Source organism: Chamaesiphon sp. VAR_48_metabat_403 (genome assembly GCF_031422475.1).
GTDB lineage: Bacteria > Cyanobacteriota > Cyanobacteriia > Cyanobacteriales > Chamaesiphonaceae > Chamaesiphon.
In genome coordinates this window covers 1-19,141 of record NZ_JANPLS010000508.1, presented here as the reverse complement: position 1 = coordinate 19,141, position 19,141 = coordinate 1, and the positions used below count along the sequence as shown (strand labels likewise).

Genomic DNA, 19,141 nt, shown 5'->3' with positions numbered 1-19,141 from the left:
ATGAACGGAATTCAGGAAATTATCGCCAATTATGCACAGCGAGAAGATGAGCAGTTTAACTGGGTAAATTATGGTTATCAACTGGATCTCGACGATCGCCAACGCCGTTTTCTCATTCAATCTCTCTTACAATCCGAAGGCTTGAGTCTCAGCGATTATCACCAAAATTTCCACACCGACGCGCTAACAGATTTTCCACAGTTAAACGATCTACTAACATTGGAATTAGCAACTAAAACTGATGACGGTTTACTTCTAAACCCCGCCGGCGTAGAAGTATCCGACACCCTCGGCGTGTGGTTATATTCACCACAAGTCAAAGCTTTGATGGAGGATTATCAATGGCGTTAGATTTATCGATCTTATATCGGGGTTCTTTATCTAGCTGTAACTATGGCTGTGAATATTGCCCCTTCGCCAAACGTACCAATACGGCGATCGAATTAGCTAATGATAAAGCCGAACTCGATCGATTCGTCAATTGGGTAAGCGATCGCCATCCTACCGCCAAAATTGGGGTATTATTTACACCTTGGGGTGAAGCTCTCATTCATCGCTATTATCAATCGGCGATCGCTAAACTGTCTCATCTTCCCCAAGTAACTAAGGTAGCCATTCAAACTAATCTTGCTTGCGATTTAGATTGGGTGAAAAATTGCAATTTGGATACCTTAGCTCTATGGACTACCTTTCATCCAATGGAAGTATCGATCGAGCAATTTTTAGCACGATGTCGGACACTCGATCTCCATAATGTTAAATATAGCGTGGGAATTGTCGGACTAAAAGAACACCAACACCAAGCGCAATTATTACGCCAAGAATTAGATCCAGATGTCTATCTCTGGGTAAATGCCTACAAACGTCAACCCGACTATTATACCCCCGCCGACCTCGATTTATTCACCCAGATCGATCGACTATTTCCCATCAATAACCAAGTTTACGATACCTTGGGTAAACCCTGCCGCACGGGGCATAAAGCAATTACCGTAGATGGATCAGGTACGATCCGTCGCTGTCATTTTATCCCAGATTCGATCGGTAATATTTACGATGTAGATTTTGAAGAATCTTTATTCCCCAGAACTTGTCAAAACCAAGTTTGTCGCTGTCATATCGGGTACGTTCATCTAGAAGAGTTGAATTTGGAGAAAGTCTATGGCGATGGCATCTTAGAAAGAATCCCCTCCGCCAGAAGTCGGGCTTTTTAAAAAAGCCCGACTTCTAATCCTAGCTAAAGTTTATAGCAAAAGGAGAATCGATTTGCTTCGTTTACGCACCGCCCTGAACTATAAGTGTATCCTTCGGATAGGCTTCGCCAACGGGCTAACAGATCAAGTTCGTTTCAACGAACTAATCAATCATGCAGTTCTCTTCAGAGAACTTCTGCTATGAGCAACTAATTCATTTGAGGGCGGTGCGTAAACGGAGCTAGTAGTCACAGGTAGGAAATCGATATGTGAGTACTCAAACCATGATAACTCCCCTACTTTAACTTAATGATAATCGATCGATTCCAATCGCTCCGCCAATGGGCATAATAAATATATACCCTCTCACTCCAATCTCCCCGTGTCAGAAATCAATCCTAATAACACCGATGCTATTTTAGGCGGACAAAATCCACCACCCATCGATGCAGCCGTATTAGGTGGCGAGATTGGCAGAAAACAACGATTGCAGAACGAAAAAGCGATTGCAAGAGAAAACAAATTTTGGCAGAATTTTGAATACTTAGATGGTTTACCCGATCGACATGCTGCTATTTTTGCGGATCGACAGGTTGTGAATTTTGAACCTGGAATGGAGATTATTAATCCGAAAGAAACTGCTTATGCATTGAGAGAAGATCGGGGATGGAGATATTCTGACGCTCAGTTCTCGCTTGAAGATCGATGGTATGCTCTCTTGCAAACTCCTAGAGTGAGTGAGATCGAAGCATTAGTTTTTGGATATGGAATTTGTGGATCTGATTATGTTAAATTTCTGGTCGAGCATTATCAATGGTTCGATCGCCTCAAAGCACTTTTTTTAGGTGATATTGAAGATCGAGAACAAATGATTTCAGGATTGAATTTTGGCAAAGATATTAGCCCAATAATATCGGTTTATCCCGACTTGGAAATATTGCAGATTAGGTGCGGCGGTTACAGTAATGGCTTGTCTTTTAGTGAATGGTGGCATGAAAATTTAAAAGTATTGCGAATTGAGAGCAGTGGATTAAATCGGAGTGCCATTACTAGTCTCTGTCAATTAGAGTTGCCAGCATTAGAATACCTAGAATTATGGACGGGATCTGAGGAGTATGGGAGTAATTCTTCTATTGAAGATGTGATTCAAATTATTTCTGGAGAGAGGTTCCCAAAAATAAAGTATTTAGGTATCAAGAATTGTGAATATACAAATGACGTGGTTGACGAATTAATTAAATCACCATTAATGGAATCATTGTTGGAATTGGATCTTTCAATGGGCACTCTTAACATGGAAGGATTCTTGAAATTAATCAACTCTACAAATATAAATAACTTAGACAAGCTAAATGTAGATGGGAATTGTTTGCCAGTTTCGTGGCTGTCTTCACCAAGGTACGAAACAATTACCAGCTTGTATCCTGAAATTCTTAATATAAAATGTGAGTTGACGGCAAATAATCAAAGATCGTGTTCCGATCGATCTAATCGATATTGTTCGATTCGCGAATAACGTTATTTGAAATTAAGTTATGAATATGGCAGTATTATTCGATCTCGATTTCACCCTTGTCGATTCATCCCCTCTCGTCGAACTCCGCCAAACAAAACAACAACATGCAACCTACCAGATGATTCCCCAGATCCAACCTTATGAGGGAATTAACGAACTATTGCAAACACTTTCAGCACGTCAAATCCCGATCGCGATCGTTACATCCAGCCGTAAACCATTTTGCGATCGATTAATATCTCATCTAGAATGGTCGATCGATCTATTAATTACTCGTCAAGATGTCAGATTACCTAAACCCCATCCAGCCGGAATTCTGTTCGCCTTAGAACGATTGAATATTAAACCAGAAAATGCGATAATGGTCGGCGATAGTCCCGATGATATTCACGCAGCTAAAGCAGCTAAGGTATATTCGATCGGTGCTTTATGGGGAAGTCCGACACCAGATTTATTAATCGCCGCTCATCCAGATCGATCGTGTGCGACGGTGCGGGAATTACACGATTTGCTATTAGGTAGTTAATTACCTTATCGACGCATTCCTCGATCGAATCGAGATCGGTACCGCAGATAATTTCAGCATTTAATGGAGCTTCAGCAGCATCACTTTCAACTTTTGCTACGCAACGCTAGCGCGAACAACTATCTTCCGCCATCGCTTCTTCCATTGCGAAGTAGTCTCTAATCCACAATCATCCTGCTCTAATTCCCGACGAATGATAATTTTAGCCATCGAATCAGTTAACGTAGGATCGCGATAGGGAATTGCCGCACGCGTCTGTAAATGTTCTAACTCTTGTGGCGATAATGGTGTTAATTGTGCCACATCGAAACTCGCAATCGTCCCTGGTGACTTTCTGCCGACGGGAGTACTATCGCCGACAGCTAATCCCGCCGCTACCATTGCCTGACGGACTGCCGATGCACATGAATACGTCGCAATTATTCCATCTGGCGCGCAACATTTAGCTACTCGATCGATAAATTCAATCGTCCATAATTGCGGACAAGATATTGGTGAGAATGGGTCGAGAAAAATGGCATCGGCTTGAAAGTCACGATCGATTACTTGCCCGATCGTCATCCGCGCATCGCCATAGATTAATCGTGCTGTTAACCGTTCGACTTCAATTATTTCCGCCCGCACTAATTGAGTCAATAATTGCGGAATCGGCTGTTCCCACTCACTCAGTAAGTTATGTTCGATCGCCGAAATTGGTACGGTGCGATCGAGTTCTAAAGCAATAATTTCTACCGTGCAATCGGGATGCGATCGCCAAATTGCGGACAATGCCGCCGCGCTATTATATCCCAATCCATAACAAATATCTAAAATTCTCAGATGCCCGCGACTGGCTTTCTGGGCTAATAATGTTGGCACCGCATACTTGAAAATCGACTCTTCCCGCGCGCCATATTTACTATGGAAAGTCTGCCCGAACTGCTCGGAGAAAAAAGTATAGGAACCATCATCAGTGATGCAAGGGTTAAATTGCTGGGACATAGTTACTACTTAGCCCGATTTTTTAAGATTAATACAACAACTCTCTGAGAGATAATCATATACTCGCTATATGAACTATTTTGGTAGCATAGCTCAAAACCAGCGAACTCGTCAAGATAATTGAGAATAGGGTCAAGTATTTTGGACTAAATTTTCGGATTAATAATTTTGATTGAGCAGATCGTTAAATTTAGTGAAGCAGACATTTAGCCGATCGGGAGTAGGAGATCGATTTTGCGTACTTGAAGAGCTAATGACCTATAATCGAGTCGAGGGAAGTTGTCATCACTTGAGACTAAAATGCTAAAAGCCGGAATCGTTGGACTGCCAAATGTGGGCAAATCGACATTATTTAATGCCCTAGTTGCCAATGCCAAAGCTGAAGCTGCGAACTATCCATTTTGCACGATCGAGCCGAATGTCGGGAGTGTATCGGTACCCGACGAGCGGCTGCAAGTCCTCGCCGATATGGTTAGTTCCGAAAGTGTCGTCCCCACGCGGGTAGAATTTGTCGATATTGCCGGATTAGTCAAAGGAGCCAGTCAGGGCGAAGGTTTGGGAAGTAAGTTTCTGTCTCACATTCGGGAAGTAGATACTTTGGTGCAAGTCGTCCGTTGTTTTGAGGACGACGATATCATTCATGTATCGGGCGTAGTCGATCCCCAACAAGATATTGAAGTAATTAATCTGGAATTAATTCTGGCAGATCTCGACCAAATCGAGAAACGGATCGATCGGGCTAGGAAGACTGCCAGAACTAGTAAGGAGGCGCAAATCGAAGTCGTCGCCCTGGAGAAATTACTCGTCGAATTAAATGCGGGGAAACCAGCACGCAAAGTCGAACTCACTGACGAAGAAAGCGAAAGTATTAAAGGCTTAGGATTGCTCACTCGCAAACCGATGATTTATGCAGCCAATGTCTCGGAAGAAGATTTAGCCACTGGTAATGATTTTGTCGATCGGGTAAAATTAGTCGCCGCCGCTGAAGATGCCCAAGTGACGATCGTTTCTGCCCAAGTCGAAGCCGAACTCCTGGAACTACCAGCCGCAGAGAAAGCTGAATTCTTGGAATCACTAGGCGTGACAGAAGGCGGTTTAAAGTCCCTGATTCGAGCAACCTATCACTTACTCGGACTCCGTACCTACTTTACTACCGGGCCGAAAGAAACCCGCGCCTGGACGATTAAAGCGGGAATGTTCGCACCCCAAGCAGCAGGAGTAATTCACTCCGACTTCGAGAAAGGCTTCATTCGGGCGAAAACGATTTCCTATACCGATATGGTCGCGACTGGCTCGATGCAAGCAGCTAAGGATAAAGGATTGCTTCGCAGTGAAGGGAAGGAATATCTAGTCCAAGAAGGAGATATTATGGAGTTTCTGCATTCCTAGTGTATCCGATCGATAATAGTAATTTTAGGGCTTTTTTTGGTGTTGAGGTTTGAGAATTCGATTCGCTGTTGCGACAACTCTTTGGCGTAGACTATCGGAGGTAATCTCTGATGGTTCGATCGATAGCAATTTGCTATTTCAGGTTTAACTAGAAATCTGGAAATGCTGCTTTAGTTTTTAAAGCTATCTGCGCTGGCTGTTTTTGATTCGATTTCATTGTATCTCATGCCGATCGAGTCGCGAAAACCGGGAATATTGACGACTCGCACTAGCGATTTCTTTTGCCACTAGAGTTTTTAGCGATGCAAAACATTTGCCATTTAAAAGCCGACGCGCGATCTCGTTGGGAGCAGCATCAGCAGACATGGCAAGTCCCGAAACGATCGCCAATCGGACATCTTTATCCGCACATTTTGCAGCGGATGGCGACGCGCCTAAGGCTGGTTCAAAAAACTCCAACGCTACCCACTGCTGGAATTGTTTGCGATCGGTAAACGCGATCGCAAACAATTCTTTAGGGTGCGATTTGGCATACTGTTGTAGAGCTTCCAGACAAACGCCAGTATTATCGCTATTGTTGGCAGCACATTTATCTAAATCTGTCAGTGACTTAAATACGAATCTATTTTGGGCAACAGCAGTTCCTGATAAACCCACCGCGAACATCGATACCGACCAGACAAACAGGAGTGAAATGCTACGGGGTGAAATTTTCATGAAAGGGTAGAGTTGTAAATAAGTTAAAAGTCTCAATAGCAAATATTCTAAGCCCCAATCAGAGAAGGTGTCCAGCTAGTATTGAGAGGGGATATGCTATAAAAAATCGACTAGATCCTCAGACTGGGAGTAAAGAGGATTACAATTGTCTGATAAGTGTCGAGTCCTCGGTCGGCTTCGGGTTGATGTCTGGTTGCTCGCAAAATTAGCAGCGGCGGGAGCATTCAAACCATTTATCGATCGATCCTATCCATTCGATCGGATCGTGGAGGCTCACCGCTATGTTGACACTGGGCGTAAGAAGGGAAATGTGGTCGTAACTTTGGAAGTGTAAATCCAACTCTATGCCAGTGAAATTAGGGATTCGATCGATCGATTGTTTAAGAAGATTGAAGTAACACTTACTTAGTATCGATCGAACCGTCTAAAATAGACACCGCAGCCTCAAACCAAACCACCCAAATTATTTAAGCGATTATATTTAACCCTTATGGGCAAGCCAACCGGATTTATTGAATACCGCCGCGAAGTCGAAGGCGAACTCGCACCACTCGATCGCATCCACAATTGGGACGAATTTCACCTACCCATGCCCGACGACAAGCTCCGCAACCAGGGAGCTAGATGCATGGATTGTGGTACCCCCTTCTGCCATACCGGAACGCTCATCGCTGGCATGGCAAGCGGTTGCCCGATTAATAACCTGATTCCCGAATGGAACGATCTGGTATATAGAGGACTCTGGCGCGAAGCCCTCGATCGACTCCACAAAACCAACAACTTCCCCGAATTCACGGGTAGAGTTTGCCCCGCACCCTGCGAAGGCTCATGCGTACTGGGCATCCACAACCCGCCAGTGACCATTAAAAGCATCGAACACTCGATCGTCGATAAAGGTTGGTCAGAGGGCTGGATCGTCCCCACACCCCCCGCAAAACGCACGGGCAAGAAAATCGCGATCGTCGGTTCTGGCCCTGCGGGACTTTGTGCCGCCGCCCAACTCAACCAAGCCGGACATTGGGTGACAGTATTAGAACGTGCAGATAGACCCGGTGGACTGCTGATGTACGGCATCCCCAATATGAAGCTCGAAAAAGAGCAAGTCGTCCTCCGCCGGATCGAGTTACTCGAAGCCGAAGGCATCACCTTTAAATGCAACGTCGAAGTCGGTAAAGATATCAGTGCTGAAGATCTGCGGAAAAATTACGATGCCGTCATCCTCTGCACTGGAGCCACCAAACCCCGCGATTTACCGATCGCAGGTCGCGAATTCAAAGGCATCCACTTCGCGATGGAATTCCTCACCGCCAACACCCAAACCGTATTAGACGGCAAAGAACACAGCAACTTCATCACCGCCGCAGGTAAAGATGTGATTATCATTGGCGGTGGCGACACTGGTACCGATTGCGTCGGTACCTCCATCCGCCACGGCTGCAACAGCGTCGAGCAACTAGAAATCATGCCCACACCCCCGCTCAAACGCGCTGCCGACAACCCCTGGCCGGAATGGCCGAAAATCTATAAAGTGGACTACGGGCAAGCCGAAGCCGCCGCCAAATTTGGAGCCGATCCTCGCGCCTATCTGACCACCGCCACCAAATTCGAGGGCGACGCAGACGGCAACGTCACCGCCGTTCACACCGTCCAAGTCCAGTGGGAGCGCAACGAGCAAGGACAATTTGCGCTCAAACACGTCCCAGGTACCGAGAAAGTCAACCCCGCTCATCTAGTATTACTAGCAATGGGATTCCTCGGCCCCGAACAGCCCCTCCTCGATGCACTAGGCATCGAGAAAGACCCGCGCAGCAACATTAAAGCCGAACATGAAAAATACACTACTAGTATTCCTGGTGTCTTTGCCGCTGGCGATTGCCGTCGCGGTCAAAGTTTGGTCGTCTGGGCATTTAATGAAGGTCGTGGTGCCGCTCGCGAGTGCGATCTATATCTGATGGGAAGTACCAATCTGCCTTAGCTAATTAGTGGAGTGCGGGCGGGTGCAAATGAAATTTTCAGTGCGATCGAAACTGATGCGATCGACCCGCCCCTACGATATTTATAGACGAGGATTCTCGATCGAATCGCTAAATACATTGAGGTAAATACTATGCAATCGCTACAAACTGTCTACGAAAATCTCGAACAGATCGATCGAGTCGATGCAACTACCAGTGCGGCATATCGTCAATCGGCGCAAGAAGTATTAGCCGATCCGACAATTAGTCTGGAGTGGCGCAAAGCAATATCCGATCGACTCAATCAAGTCAATCACGAGCTAACAGTTCACGCTCACGTCGATGATGATAGTTATTGAATTTAGTTGAAGATTTGTAGGTTGGGTAAAGCGACGCTCTACCCAACAGCACCAATATTCGATCCCAATGATATTACGCGATCGACGATCGCTAGGATCGTTGGGTTGAGACACGAAACCTACGTTGGAAAGTTCCGTCATTATAGCAATTCTCGATCTTCCGATCGGTCGTTCGATCGTCTCATTCTTGCCAAACAGGTTACCTCATGCAATTAAGCATACTTTCGCTCTGCCCTGGGTATAATAACCCAGCTAGCACCAAACTAGATTGAGTAATACATTCCTTAAATCTTGTTACAGTGTGGCTTGCCAAATTATCGATAATTGACATGAATACCTATAAATTGTTACCACATCTGCTTGTGAGTATATCTACAACTGTTTGCTCGATCGGGTTCATTGCGTTCGATCGATCTGCAATGGCACAATCTCAATCATTCAGCCAATGTGTCAAAAAACTGCAAAGTGGCTCTTATTATAAAGCAGATGCCGCTCAGAATTGTCTAGAAGCGTTTAAAGGTAAGTCTCCAAATGAAGATTTTTCCACTTGCGTCCAAACATTACAAAGTGGCCCTTACTATAAATCAGATGCGGCTGAATACTGTAAAAAATCGCAACAACAGGGCACTACTAATCCCGATCGTCAGCAATCAGGTATCGGTGACAATAAGCCCCAAAATATCGATCGACAACAACCAGATTTTATCGTCAATAGACAAAACAGAACCGGAGAAATATATCGACTTTGCACATTAGCTCCAAATGGGAGCAAAGGTGCAACTCTTTACTACTCAAACGGTCAGAAAATGACTGACTATGCCGGAACAGTCGGGGCAACTTGGTATTACCCCAATGGTCGGAAAATGACAGATTATGCGGGGAGAGATGGTGCCACTTGGTATTATTCTAACGGTAAAAAACTAACAGATTATGCTGGCAGAACTGGGGCAACGTGGTATTATCCCAATGGTCAAAAAATGTCAGATTATGTAGGTAGAGACAGATCGACTTGGTATTATGATAATGGTCAGAAAATAACCGATAATGGTAATTTCATCCCTAAAGAAGACTTGCTTTATCCCTGTAACTATATTCAGTAAAAGATCTGAATTTACGCCATGACCATTCCACCATCGACATTGAATGTTTGTCCGGTAATATAAGCTGCTGCCGGATCGGCTGCTAAAAATCGCACCATTCCGGCGACTTCTTCGGGTTGTCCGTATCTACCCAGGGGAATAAATTGTAAAATCCCTTCTGCCTTGAGATCGTTTGTCATATCTGTCGCAATAAAACCAGGTGCTACCGCATTGACGGTAATCCCCCGGCTCGATAATTCCTTCGCTACCGTCTTGGTAAAGCCGATTACCCCAGCTTTTGCCGCGCTGTAGTTTGCCTGCCCTGGATTGCCCATTTGTCCCGCAACTGAAGCAATATTAATAATTCTGCCCGACTTTTGTTTGAGCATAATTTTACTTGCCGCGCGGGTACATAAAAATACCCCCGTTAAGTTGGTATCGATGACTGCTTGCCAATCCTCTGGCTTCATCCGTAACAGCAGCGTATCGCGCGTAATGCCCGCATTATTAATCAGAATATCAATGCGTCCCCATTTATCCATCACAGTACTGACGAGCGTGTCAATTTGGTCGGCTTTGGAGACATCTGCACCAATGGAGATCGCTTCGCCACCACCACCGACAATCTGGGCGACTAATTCATCCGCAGCACCGCTAGAACTAGCATAATTAACTGCTACTTTCGCGCCAACTTTTGCTAATTCTAACGAGATCGCGCGACCGATCCCTCTGGATGCACCTGTGACGATCGCGACTTTTCCGGTTAATAAATCCGACACTCTCAATTTCTCCATCTCAACAAATATCGCTCGTTTTAATCTTACGCGATCGAACGCTTGTCATTGAATTAATAAATAATAATTAACTATTAATTATTATTTACTACTCACAACCAAGCGACGACGCAGCGATTCGCTCCGACGTTTGGCGGTTTCATTGTCTGGTTCGATTTCTAAGGCGCGATCGTAAATATCTAAAGCTTGAGATGGCAGTTTTTTCTGCTCGTAAGCATGTCCGAGATTATTCATCGCCATCACATATTCTGGTTCGAGTTTAATCGCTTCTTTGTACTGACGAATTGCCAGATCGTACTGTTCTTGTCCGAAATAGGCGTAACCTAGTGCATTGTATACAGGCGACATTTCTGGACTTTCACCATCTTCCATTTTAATGGCTTTTTTGAACATCGCGATCGCCTGGATGAACATTTTTTTCTCCAGATAGATACTACCTAGTTCGTAATATTCTGGAATCGTACCGCGTTCGGTTTTGAGTTTTTTTTCTAATTTATTGAGTGCGTTCTCAATTTTCTGTGTCTTCAGAATTTGTCTGAGAATCGAAACAGCCGCGACGCTCAATAGCAACATGAACGCCGCAAGATAGACGGTGAGTAAATTTTTATCTGAAAAGTCCATTGTTAAGCAGTGGGTAGTGACTAGTGAGGCTTTGCTCCCTCCCCTTTATAAGGGCTACGGTGTATACACAAGTTGGTTAGACTTCGTTTCGAGATCTGAATCCCCCAAACCCCCAAAGGGGGCTAAGATCCGGTCAAAGTCCCCCTTTTCAAGGGGGATTTAGCGGCGGTTTTATTCTGGGGTTCCCCCAGAATAAAAAACCGACAAGACAGCGAAAAGTGCGTTCTTGGGGCGCGAGCTTTTCGGGGGAAGCTTCCCCCGAAAACGTCGCGCCCCAAAACGTCGCTTGTTTCCCCAAGTAAAGCACCATTTAAAGACAGGGGGATTCAAACCAATTTCGCTTCTCACCAAAGATGTGTATACACGGTAGCTTTATCAGGGGAGGGCTGGGGTGGGGTAAAGGACTACGCAGCAAGACGATACCCCTACAATACCTGACTATCTATGATAACTTGAGAGCCAACTTACGTGTCTCAGGCTTGATAACAATTAACTAGGCTTTAGGCTTTAGGGGAAAAGGGAAAAGGGAAAAGGGGAAAGCGAAAAGGAACGCTCCCCACACCCCCCACACACCCCTACTCCTTACCTCCCAATCCCCAGTACTGAATCCGCTGCTGAAGCCAGCCGTCGGCTTGCCATTGGGAGATCGATCGATCGACTAATTGCCGCAATGTATCGTATTGCTGCCCTTTGGGAATGACGATGCCCAAGGCTTCGGTAGATAATTTATCGGGTAAAAGAGCATAATTAGGCGTGGTTTTGCTCCAACCGATGAGAAGGCTACGATCTGCGGCGATGGCGACGACTTTATCTGTGGCGAGTAATTGTAGGGCTTGGCGATAGCTATCGACACCGACTAACTGTGCTTTGGGGATGATATATTGCAACGAAGCGATCGTGGTAGAGTTATTGAGAACGGCAACTTTTTTACCAACCAGATCGCTATTTTTAACGATGTTCGATCGATTGGTAATTATTCCCGTACCATCTTGATAATAATAGCGACTAAAATCGACTACTCGCGATCGGGTTGAGGTAATTGTCACTCGTGCGATTGTTAAATCTACAGTACCATCGATCGCTACTTTGAGCCGATCTTGATTGGCAACGGGTACTAGTTTGATGGCATCGGGATTGTTAAATATTTCGGCTGCTAGTTTACGGGCGATATCGATTTCTAAGCCCTGTAAATTCCCCGATCGATCTCTAAATCCTAATGGTGGTAAATTATCTTTAACTGCAACAATTAATTGTTTGCGTTGCTGAATTTCTTTGAGCGTCCCGGCACGAACGGCGGTTGGTAAAATGTCGATACTCGCGATCGATAATAAGCTGAAAAATACAGATTTAAATCGATGCAATTTAGCTCTATTCTTCATGCCTAATTAATCATTGTAGGTTGGGCAACAGAATGAATGTGAAACCCCACACATGCACATCTACGTAAATGAGCGGGTTGGGTTTTGTTCCTCAACCCAACCTACATAATCTATCTATTTCGCTGCTGCGGCGAGTTTGACTACTTGCTCGAAGCTAGCCGGATCGAGAATCGCGATTTGCGCGAGCATCTTGCGATTGAGTTGAATGTCAGCTTTTTTCATGTTGCCGATTAATTGGCTGTAGCTCATGCCATGTTGACGAGAAGCTGCATTAATCCGGGCGATCCATAAGCGACGAAAATCGCGTTTTTTCTTCTTCCGATCGCGATAGGCATTCCGTAATGCCTTCATGACTTGTTGGTTAGCAATCCGATACAGCTTAGAGTGAGAACCTCTAAAACCTTTGGCTAACTTGAGAATTTTGTTGCGGTGCTTCCGCGCCACGTTACCGCGCTTTACCCGTGTCATATTTTAAATTAGGTGAGTTGGTGATTACAATTGCTCTACGGCATTATGGATAGTTATTTACTACCGTCAGTCCTCAAGCTACCAGTCTGAAGTCTAGGTAATTATCCTGGTGGATAGTTACAAGTAGGGGAGCATCCCGCGTACTCTGAGCACATCAGTCTCATCAACGGCGGTTGCCTTAGATAGGCTCCGACGACGATCGGCATTTTTGTGTTCGAGCAGGTGGCTCTTGAATGCCTTGCGGCGCATGATTTTACCAGTGCCGCTGGCGCGAAAACGCTTCGCGGCTGCTTTGCGGCTTTTGAGTTTCGGCATTGGAATAAGAATGTTTAGACACAATTTATTATTATACTCGATCGATCGGATAAATAGATAGTCCTGTGTAGGGGACAAAGGAGACGGGGGGACTGGGGCAAGTAATGGATAACCATGATAACGCACGATAAATTCCCCGATTTAACAAGATAATCGGGGAATCTAATTTCGATAGATAATTAACAGATCTTCGATCGATCTCCAGTAATATGAAGCTGAATGCCATCCGTACCTAACTTAATTGTAACTTCTCCAGAATAGTCAGATAAGATCGCCAGCAGGGGAATTACCCCGCTTACCAGTAAGGTAATTAGAGTTGTGCGAACTAAAGGGTTTGTGAATTTTAGAAAGTTCATGGTAGTTGCTGTTTTGATTACTTTCATCATGTCCCATCAATTAGTAAAACTCCTGAGCGAAATCGCTGAAAAAGTAATCGATCGGATAATGCGATCGCTGAGGAATTTTAGTCAAACAGCGGATCTCGAAAAATCCAACTTTCAAAAACAGCTCCCAGTAAGAATCGGAGTGTTTGTCTTTTTAGGCTATATCGCAATTTAACAACGCCTAAAAAAGTAGTAGGGGCAATGTCTTGTCGGTTTTTTTATTCGGAGGGAACCTCCGAATAAAACCGCCGCTTCATAAATTGCCCCTACTACTGGCTTAATATCTAAAATTGTCAGTCGATTACTTTTTCGGTGGCCCGGCGGTAATGACTACCAAGCGATCGGGTGAGATTAATTCCTTGGCAACTTGGTTAACTTGTGCTTGTGTCACAGCTTGAATTTTCTTGGGAAATTCGCTAATTTCATTCGGATTCAAACCATAAATAGCATTACCAAGCGTCGCACCCGCGATTTCGTCGGGGGAAGCGAGATCGACGTTGTAATTACTGGAGATACTGCGTTTGGAGTTATCTACTTCGGATTGAGTTACGCCTTTAGATTGAAGATCTTTTAAGAGCGCGATCGTACTTTGAGTGGCTTTTTGAGCGTCTTCGGGTGCGGTTTGCATTGAGATAATAAAGGTACCCTGACGTTTGCCAGCAGCAAAGCTACTATAGATGCCATAAGTCAACCCCTGACGATCGCGAATTTCGGTACCCAGGCGGCTGGAAAGGGTATCGCCACCGAGGATTTGATTTAACACTAAAGCAGCATAATAGCGCGGATCTTTCCGATCGATCGCTTTATTGCCTAACAGGGTAATTGCTTGAGTTTTACCTGGTAGTGAGGGATTTAATTGTACCTGTTTGGCAGGTAATTGAGGCACTGGATAGTTGAGTTTGACGTTTTTAGCCGTAGTCGTCCATTTACCCAAATTAGCTTCTAATAAGGCTTTAACCTCTGGAACCTTAAAGTCACCGACGATCGCCAGCATGGTATTACTGGGTAGATAGTGCTGACGATAAAAGGCTTGCAGATCGGCGATTTTCAACCCAGTCAAGGTTTCTTTAGTGGGGAAAATTGTAAACGGGTGATCTTTAGGATAAACCGTCTGCTGAAACTTCCGGCGCGCCACACTATTGGGGCTATCGAGTTCGAGTTTGAGACTAGTCAGCGCGCGTTGGCGGCTGAGTTCGACTTGTTTGGTGGGGAAGTTGGCATTTTGCAGCACGTCGCCCAATGTTTGGAGCAAGATCGGTAAATCTTGAGCCAGCGCATTACCGCCAAGGCTGACACCTTCGCGACTCGCGCCAAAACCCAATCCCGCACCGCGATTTTCGAGGTTTTTAGCGAGTGTCAGCGCGGTTTGAGTTTTAGTACCGCTCATAATGTTGGTAGCTGTCAAAGTGGCTACCCCAGCTTTATCCGGTCGATCGTATTCCGTCCCGGCTTGAATATTGCCGCTCAAGGTGACTGTCGGCGTACTCGCATCGGGGAGTAAGAATACCCGCAAGCCATTTTTGAGCTTCACCTCTTGGGGCAAGGATTGAGTTTGGCTAGATGTATCGGCATCGAGGGGGGGGAGATATTTTGCCAGTTCGCTGGGGTCTACAGGCGTGCCTGGGTTGTAATTAGCGACTGTTTGGGTACTGCTACCTGCTGCGGCTGGTGCCGATGCGGTAAGTTGGGTGGGTTGGAAAAAGCCGATCGTTTTTAGGTTGGGTTGGAAGTATTTTTTGGCGACGCGTTGAATGTCGGCGGCGGTGACGCGTTCGACTCCAGCGAGGTATTTGTCGGTAAATTGATAATCGCCAGTGGTGGTTTGGTCGTTTCCGAGTTGTCTGGCTTGAGAGGTAATGTCGCGATTGCCAAGCAGGTAGCCAGCTTTGAGTTGGACTTTGGCGCGGGAAATTTCGGTGGGGGTGACAGGTTTAGATTGAATCAGCTTAATTTCTTTAGCAACAGCCGCTTCGAGTTTGGGTAGCGATTTACCGACTTCGACGAGCGAAGATAGCTCGTACCAGCCGCCTGCGGCGAGGTTGACGGCACCACCATCGATACTAGTGGCAATTCCGGTTTCGACGATCGATTGATACATCCGCGCGCTGCGTCCCTCCGTGAGGATATAATTCATCACATCGATCGCGGGTACGTCGGGATGATTGGCATCGGGGAGGGGATACACTTCCATCGCCAATTGAGCACTCCCTGGTTCTTTGAGGGTAATCCGGCGATTGGCGACGGCGGCTGTGGCAGTAGGCGTAGGTTGTGCTACTTTAACTTCGCGGCGCGGTACTTTACCAAATGTCTGTTGCACTTTTGCCATTAAACTGGCGGTATCGAAGTCGCCGACGACGATTAAGGTTGCATTATTGGGCGCGTAATAAGAGTCATAATACGATCGCACCTGTTCGACGGTAAATTTTTCGACATCGGCTTTAGTCCCCCCGACGGTTAAGCCATAAGGCGTATTCGGGAAAGCGGCACGTTTGACGGCGCGACTGAGGCGATAACCAGGACTATTTTCATTACCTTGCAACTCCGAAATAACAACTCTTTTCTCGCCAGTCAATTTTTCGGTATCGATCGTGGAATTCTGCATTCGATCGGCTTCTAATGTCAATAAACTCGTCAGTTTATTCTTCTCAGCAGTACCGAAATAAGCCGTCTGATCGTAACTGGTAAAAGCATTAAAATTACTACCTAAAGCGGCAAATAATCGACCAAATTGTACCGGACGATCTTTGGTACCCTTAAATAACATATGCTCCAACTGGTGTGCGATTCCATTCACGCCGGGAGCTTCATCGCGCGAACCAATTTTGTAAAATACTTGTACTGTCACGACTGGCGCACTGCGGACTTCTTTTGTCAATACAGTCATGCCGTTGGCTAAGACAGTCTTCTTGACATTTGGTGTCAGAGTAGTTGCGGGAGTAATAGATTTTTTAGTAGGTACTGTCGGGGTTTTACTCGGCTGTGGCGTGGGTGTTTTGGCAAGCTCCAAGTCCACTGTCGCAGCGGTTTGTGCGAGTAATGACTGAGTAGACATCGCCACCTGCGGGGATGCCAATACAACACTCAGACAAACGCTAAATAGCAACATTCCAAACCGATATCGCCGCCACCCCAACCACAAGTTTCTCATTTTCAACATGTTTTCACTAAATATCTGCATTTGATGCACCAACTAATGATTGTAATCTACTAGTTCTCGCGAGTCGATCGCGAGAATGTGAATTTTGAGTTGGATCTGGGGGAACTATAAGTGTAGAACGCTCAATATATGCCATGAACACAGAGATCGATCCGCCCCAATTATTGACTCAGTTAGCGAACGAGGAGAGTACTGGCTGTCTTGAGATCGTTTATGGCTCAATCGGCTGGAATATTTACCTGAGATCCGGAAAGTTATTAGCTGTTGATTGCTCGATCCAATCTCTGAATCAATTGGTCGATCGGTTGCGCTACTTGGGCTATGAGCAAGCAGCTCAATCGGTAAAAGTTGACTCGGACAACTTGGTTCGGCAGGAAATAGAGCGTCTGGCATTACAGGGATTGCTCGATCGATCGCAACTAGAGCGGATTTCCACAGACTTGACGAAAGAAGCCTTGGAATCTCTACTGTGGCTCAGGAATGAACAGATGACATGGCATCGGGATCGACCAATCCCCATCGCTACAGGATTTAAGCCACAGCCTGGTTTAGACATCTCCAACACGCTCGATTATTATCAGCAGCGACTGAAAATCTGGCAAAAATTCACGACCATTATCCGATCTCCACATCAGCGTCCGTACTTAACCAATGCCAAATTTCTAGAAACTCCCGTTCCAGGCGGAACCCTCAGTTCCAAAGCATTAAATCAGATCGCGCAATTGATGAAAGGGCGGAGTGTGCGAGATTTGGCATTATTTCTCAAGCAAGACGAACTAAAGTTAGTCCAACTGATTACACCTTATCTTCGCCACGATGCGATCTGTTTGCGGGATCCAGCGGCACCATTCGATCGACTGCCGATTATTCCCGAACCAGATTTACCACCAGTTAACTCGACCGAAAAATTGCCAGAAGTCGATCGAAGTGTGAGTAATGTGGTCATCAATCCAGACTTATATCAAATTGCTTGTATTGATGATAGTCCGTTAATTCTCGATGAAATGGAGCGATTCTTGGGGAATAAGGGCAAATATCAACTCACCAAACTTGAAGATCCAATTAAAGCTTCTAGCATGATTTTTCGGCTCAAGCCAGATCTGATTTTAATGGATATCACGATGCCGAATATCAATGGTTACAAGCTTTGCAGCTTATTCAGAAGTAGTGCGGCATTAGCCCAAACCCCGATTATTATGGTGACGGGAAATAAGGGTTTAGTCGATCGAGTCAGAGCTAATCTCGTCGGCGCAACTGACTATCTCACCAAACCATTTACCGAGCAAGATTTACTCGCAGTAATTGAGAAATATTTAACTGAACCCAAGTTGCTACCTACAACTTCAGCGGTTATAAACCGCTGCTCGTAATGCAAAGTCCGCCTCTCTTGAAAAGGTGCTCCACTTGCGGCTCACCTTTGGACGGGTTCCCCGTCAAAAAGGGTGAGACAAGACAGCGGCGGTTTTATATCTCCTGACGGAGAGGCTACGCCAACGGGGGTTCCCCCCGAATAAAAAACCGACAAGACAGGGGAAACCAAGCGACGTTTGTGGGGGAAGCTTCCCCCACAAAGCTCGCGCCCAAGACCGCACTTTTCGCTACGCGGACTAATAAACTAGTCCGCGTAGGCGGACTTTGCAGCATTAGCCGCGACTTTAGTCGCAGGCATTCTATCCGTAACAACTTGAGTTAAATTAGCCAATTGCGGATTTTTCGGCTCGATCGGGGAACTATGAACTTATTACTTCTCGATGCGGTTTAAAACTATTTTTAATTAGGAACAACAAATGTCAAAAATATTAGTAGTCGATGATATGCAGGCTGAGTTGGAATTGGTCTGTCAGTACCTCACAACAGCAGGTCATACAGTAATTACGGCTGTCAATGGTCAGGAAGCACTCGATAAAGCCAGGGCAGATCTACCAGATGCGATCGTCACAGATTGGATGATGCCAGTGATGGGCGGATTGGAGCTGTGCCGTCATTTGAGAAAACAACCAGAGACGGCGAATATCCCGATCGTCGCCTGTACTGCCAAGAATCGGGATGTCGATCGAGTTTGGGCAATGAAGCAGGGAGTCAAGGTCTATTTGACTAAACCCTATACTGCCGAAGATCTTAGCATTGCCATTCAGGACGCGATCGGCTAAAACCATGACAACAAATACTACTCTTGCCAGACTTCAGCAACTTTTACCCCAATTATTTGAACCAGTAGCTGTTGTTGGCGATCCTTACCTGCGGTTCCACCTCACTGCGGAGATCCCTGCATTATTATCGATGGATCGAGTCCAGGAAGCCTTGCTGGT

20 protein-coding genes and 1 pseudogene are annotated in these 19,141 nt (G+C 45.6%); 12 read left to right on the top strand and 9 right to left on the bottom strand.

Annotated features, from left to right (window positions below):
• The 4 genes and pseudogenes from RMO79_RS23805 to RMO79_RS23790 all read left to right on the top strand — a co-directional run.
• Positions 1–351, top strand: a pseudogene (locus tag RMO79_RS23805) (coproporphyrinogen III oxidase family protein); the annotation flags it as partial.
• Positions 342–1,214 (top strand): STM4011 family radical SAM protein, encoded by an 873-nt coding sequence (locus RMO79_RS23800; protein WP_310485754.1) that lies wholly within the window; start codon positions 342–344, stop codon positions 1,212–1,214. The pseudogene RMO79_RS23805 and the gene RMO79_RS23800, both read left to right, overlap by 10 nt.
• A 361-nt stretch (positions 1,215–1,575) precedes the next feature.
• Positions 1,576–2,709, top strand: coding sequence for a hypothetical protein (locus RMO79_RS23795; RefSeq protein WP_310485753.1), 1,134 nt, complete (start codon positions 1,576–1,578; stop codon positions 2,707–2,709).
• A 19-nt stretch (positions 2,710–2,728) separates the two neighbouring features.
• Positions 2,729–3,235: an HAD family hydrolase gene (locus tag RMO79_RS23790; RefSeq protein ID WP_310485752.1), complete on the top strand. Its 507-nt coding sequence runs from the start codon at positions 2,729–2,731 to the stop codon at positions 3,233–3,235.
• A 96-nt stretch (positions 3,236–3,331) separates the two neighbouring features.
• Here the strand turns inward: RMO79_RS23790 and RMO79_RS23785 are convergent, their stop codons facing one another.
• Entirely contained in the window at positions 3,332–4,216 is an 885-nt protein-coding gene (locus tag RMO79_RS23785) for an MnmC family methyltransferase (protein ID WP_310485751.1), read from the bottom strand.
• A gap of 300 nt (positions 4,217–4,516) precedes the next feature.
• On the opposite strand from RMO79_RS23785, the gene ychF reads away from it, so the two are divergent.
• Positions 4,517–5,605 carry a redox-regulated ATPase YchF gene (gene ychF / locus RMO79_RS23780; RefSeq protein WP_310485750.1) on the top strand — a complete coding sequence of 363 codons (1,089 nt, stop codon included), beginning with the start codon at positions 4,517–4,519 and terminating at the stop codon, positions 5,603–5,605.
• 213 nt (positions 5,606–5,818) lie between these two features.
• On the opposite strand, the gene RMO79_RS23775 is transcribed toward ychF, so the two are convergent.
• Complete coding sequence (locus RMO79_RS23775) at positions 5,819–6,322, bottom strand: hypothetical protein (protein WP_310485749.1); 504 nt, start codon at positions 6,320–6,322, stop codon at positions 5,819–5,821.
• Between the two features lie 145 nt (positions 6,323–6,467).
• Between RMO79_RS23775 and RMO79_RS23770 the strand changes: the two genes are divergently transcribed.
• The 5 genes from RMO79_RS23770 to RMO79_RS23750 all read left to right on the top strand — a co-directional run bounded on the left by RMO79_RS23770 (position 6,468) and on the right by RMO79_RS23750 (position 9,736).
• Complete coding sequence (locus tag RMO79_RS23770) at positions 6,468–6,656, top strand: zinc-binding dehydrogenase (protein WP_310485748.1); 189 nt, start codon at positions 6,468–6,470, stop codon at positions 6,654–6,656.
• A 156-nt stretch (positions 6,657–6,812) separates the two neighbouring features.
• Positions 6,813–8,297, top strand: a complete 1,485-nt coding sequence (gene gltD / locus RMO79_RS23765) for a glutamate synthase small subunit (RefSeq protein ID WP_310485747.1) — start codon at positions 6,813–6,815, stop codon at positions 8,295–8,297.
• A 132-nt stretch (positions 8,298–8,429) separates the two neighbouring features.
• Positions 8,430–8,636, top strand: coding sequence for a hypothetical protein (locus RMO79_RS23760; protein WP_310485746.1), 207 nt, complete (start codon positions 8,430–8,432; stop codon positions 8,634–8,636).
• Positions 8,637–8,642: 6 nt separating this feature from the next.
• Positions 8,643–8,852: a hypothetical protein gene (locus tag RMO79_RS23755; protein WP_310485745.1), complete on the top strand. Its 210-nt coding sequence runs from the start codon at positions 8,643–8,645 to the stop codon at positions 8,850–8,852.
• A gap of 113 nt (positions 8,853–8,965) precedes the next feature.
• On the top strand, positions 8,966–9,736 hold the full coding sequence (locus RMO79_RS23750) for a hypothetical protein (protein ID WP_310485744.1): 771 nt from the start codon (positions 8,966–8,968) through the stop codon (positions 9,734–9,736).
• Positions 9,737–9,747: 11 nt separating this feature from the next.
• Here the strand turns inward: RMO79_RS23750 and fabG are convergent, their stop codons facing one another.
• The 7 genes from fabG to RMO79_RS23715 all read right to left on the bottom strand — a co-directional run bounded on the left by fabG (position 9,748) and on the right by RMO79_RS23715 (position 16,853).
• Positions 9,748–10,509 carry a 3-oxoacyl-[acyl-carrier-protein] reductase gene (gene fabG, locus RMO79_RS23745; RefSeq protein ID WP_310485743.1) on the bottom strand — a complete coding sequence of 254 codons (762 nt, stop codon included), beginning with the start codon at positions 10,507–10,509 and terminating at the stop codon, positions 9,748–9,750.
• Positions 10,510–10,590: 81 nt separating this feature from the next.
• A complete protein-coding gene (locus tag RMO79_RS23740; RefSeq protein WP_310485742.1) occupies positions 10,591–11,130 on the bottom strand; it encodes a tetratricopeptide repeat protein in 540 nt (179 codons plus the stop codon).
• Positions 11,131–11,705: 575 nt separating this feature from the next.
• Complete coding sequence (locus tag RMO79_RS23735) at positions 11,706–12,509, bottom strand: transporter substrate-binding domain-containing protein (protein WP_310485741.1); 804 nt, start codon at positions 12,507–12,509, stop codon at positions 11,706–11,708.
• 114 nt (positions 12,510–12,623) lie between these two features.
• A complete protein-coding gene (gene rplT, locus RMO79_RS23730; protein ID WP_310485740.1) occupies positions 12,624–12,977 on the bottom strand; it encodes a 50S ribosomal protein L20 in 354 nt (117 codons plus the stop codon).
• Positions 12,978–13,094: 117 nt separating this feature from the next.
• Positions 13,095–13,292, bottom strand: a complete 198-nt coding sequence (gene rpmI / locus RMO79_RS23725; protein WP_295615932.1) for a 50S ribosomal protein L35 — start codon at positions 13,290–13,292, stop codon at positions 13,095–13,097.
• Positions 13,293–13,471: 179 nt separating this feature from the next.
• Positions 13,472–13,678 carry a hypothetical protein gene (locus RMO79_RS23720; protein WP_310485739.1) on the bottom strand — a complete coding sequence of 69 codons (207 nt, stop codon included), beginning with the start codon at positions 13,676–13,678 and terminating at the stop codon, positions 13,472–13,474.
• A gap of 298 nt (positions 13,679–13,976) precedes the next feature.
• Entirely contained in the window at positions 13,977–16,853 is a 2,877-nt protein-coding gene (locus RMO79_RS23715) for a pitrilysin family protein (protein ID WP_310485738.1), read from the bottom strand.
• Positions 16,854–16,966: 113 nt separating this feature from the next.
• Here RMO79_RS23715 and RMO79_RS23710 point away from each other — a divergent pair, with 113 nt between their 5' ends.
• Together RMO79_RS23710 and RMO79_RS23705 are read left to right on the top strand one after the other, a co-directional pair.
• Complete coding sequence (locus RMO79_RS23710; RefSeq protein WP_310485736.1) at positions 16,967–18,202, top strand: response regulator; 1,236 nt, start codon at positions 16,967–16,969, stop codon at positions 18,200–18,202.
• Between the two features lie 417 nt (positions 18,203–18,619).
• Entirely contained in the window at positions 18,620–18,982 is a 363-nt protein-coding gene (locus RMO79_RS23705; RefSeq protein ID WP_310485735.1) for a response regulator, read from the top strand.
• Positions 18,983–19,141: the final 159 nt, after the last annotated feature.

Bases quoted from the DNA above. Each gene is read 5' to 3' on its own strand.
- RMO79_RS23715 (WP_310485738.1), bottom strand. From the start codon at position 16,853: ATGCAGATATTTAGTGAAAACATGTTGAAAATGAGAAACTTGTGGTTG.
- RMO79_RS23775 (WP_310485749.1), bottom strand. From the start codon at position 6,322: ATGAAAATTTCACCCCGTAGCATTTCACTCCTGTTTGTCTGGTCGGTA.
- gltD (WP_310485747.1), top strand. From the start codon at position 6,813: ATGGGCAAGCCAACCGGATTTATTGAATACCGCCGCGAAGTCGAAGGC.
- RMO79_RS23735 (WP_310485741.1), bottom strand. From the start codon at position 12,509: ATGAAGAATAGAGCTAAATTGCATCGATTTAAATCTGTATTTTTCAGC.
- fabG (WP_310485743.1), bottom strand. From the start codon at position 10,509: ATGGAGAAATTGAGAGTGTCGGATTTATTAACCGGAAAAGTCGCGATC.
- RMO79_RS23705 (WP_310485735.1), top strand. From the start codon at position 18,620: ATGTCAAAAATATTAGTAGTCGATGATATGCAGGCTGAGTTGGAATTG.
- rpmI (WP_295615932.1), bottom strand. From the start codon at position 13,292: ATGCCGAAACTCAAAAGCCGCAAAGCAGCCGCGAAGCGTTTTCGCGCC.
- RMO79_RS23800 (WP_310485754.1), top strand. From the start codon at position 342: ATGGCGTTAGATTTATCGATCTTATATCGGGGTTCTTTATCTAGCTGT.
- RMO79_RS23710 (WP_310485736.1), top strand. From the start codon at position 16,967: ATGAACACAGAGATCGATCCGCCCCAATTATTGACTCAGTTAGCGAAC.
- RMO79_RS23760 (WP_310485746.1), top strand. From the start codon at position 8,430: ATGCAATCGCTACAAACTGTCTACGAAAATCTCGAACAGATCGATCGA.
- rplT (WP_310485740.1), bottom strand. From the start codon at position 12,977: ATGACACGGGTAAAGCGCGGTAACGTGGCGCGGAAGCACCGCAACAAA.
- RMO79_RS23790 (WP_310485752.1), top strand. From the start codon at position 2,729: ATGAATATGGCAGTATTATTCGATCTCGATTTCACCCTTGTCGATTCA.
- RMO79_RS23750 (WP_310485744.1), top strand. From the start codon at position 8,966: ATGAATACCTATAAATTGTTACCACATCTGCTTGTGAGTATATCTACA.
- RMO79_RS23740 (WP_310485742.1), bottom strand. From the start codon at position 11,130: ATGGACTTTTCAGATAAAAATTTACTCACCGTCTATCTTGCGGCGTTC.
- RMO79_RS23720 (WP_310485739.1), bottom strand. From the start codon at position 13,678: ATGATGAAAGTAATCAAAACAGCAACTACCATGAACTTTCTAAAATTC.
- RMO79_RS23785 (WP_310485751.1), bottom strand. From the start codon at position 4,216: ATGTCCCAGCAATTTAACCCTTGCATCACTGATGATGGTTCCTATACT.
- ychF (WP_310485750.1), top strand. From the start codon at position 4,517: ATGCTAAAAGCCGGAATCGTTGGACTGCCAAATGTGGGCAAATCGACA.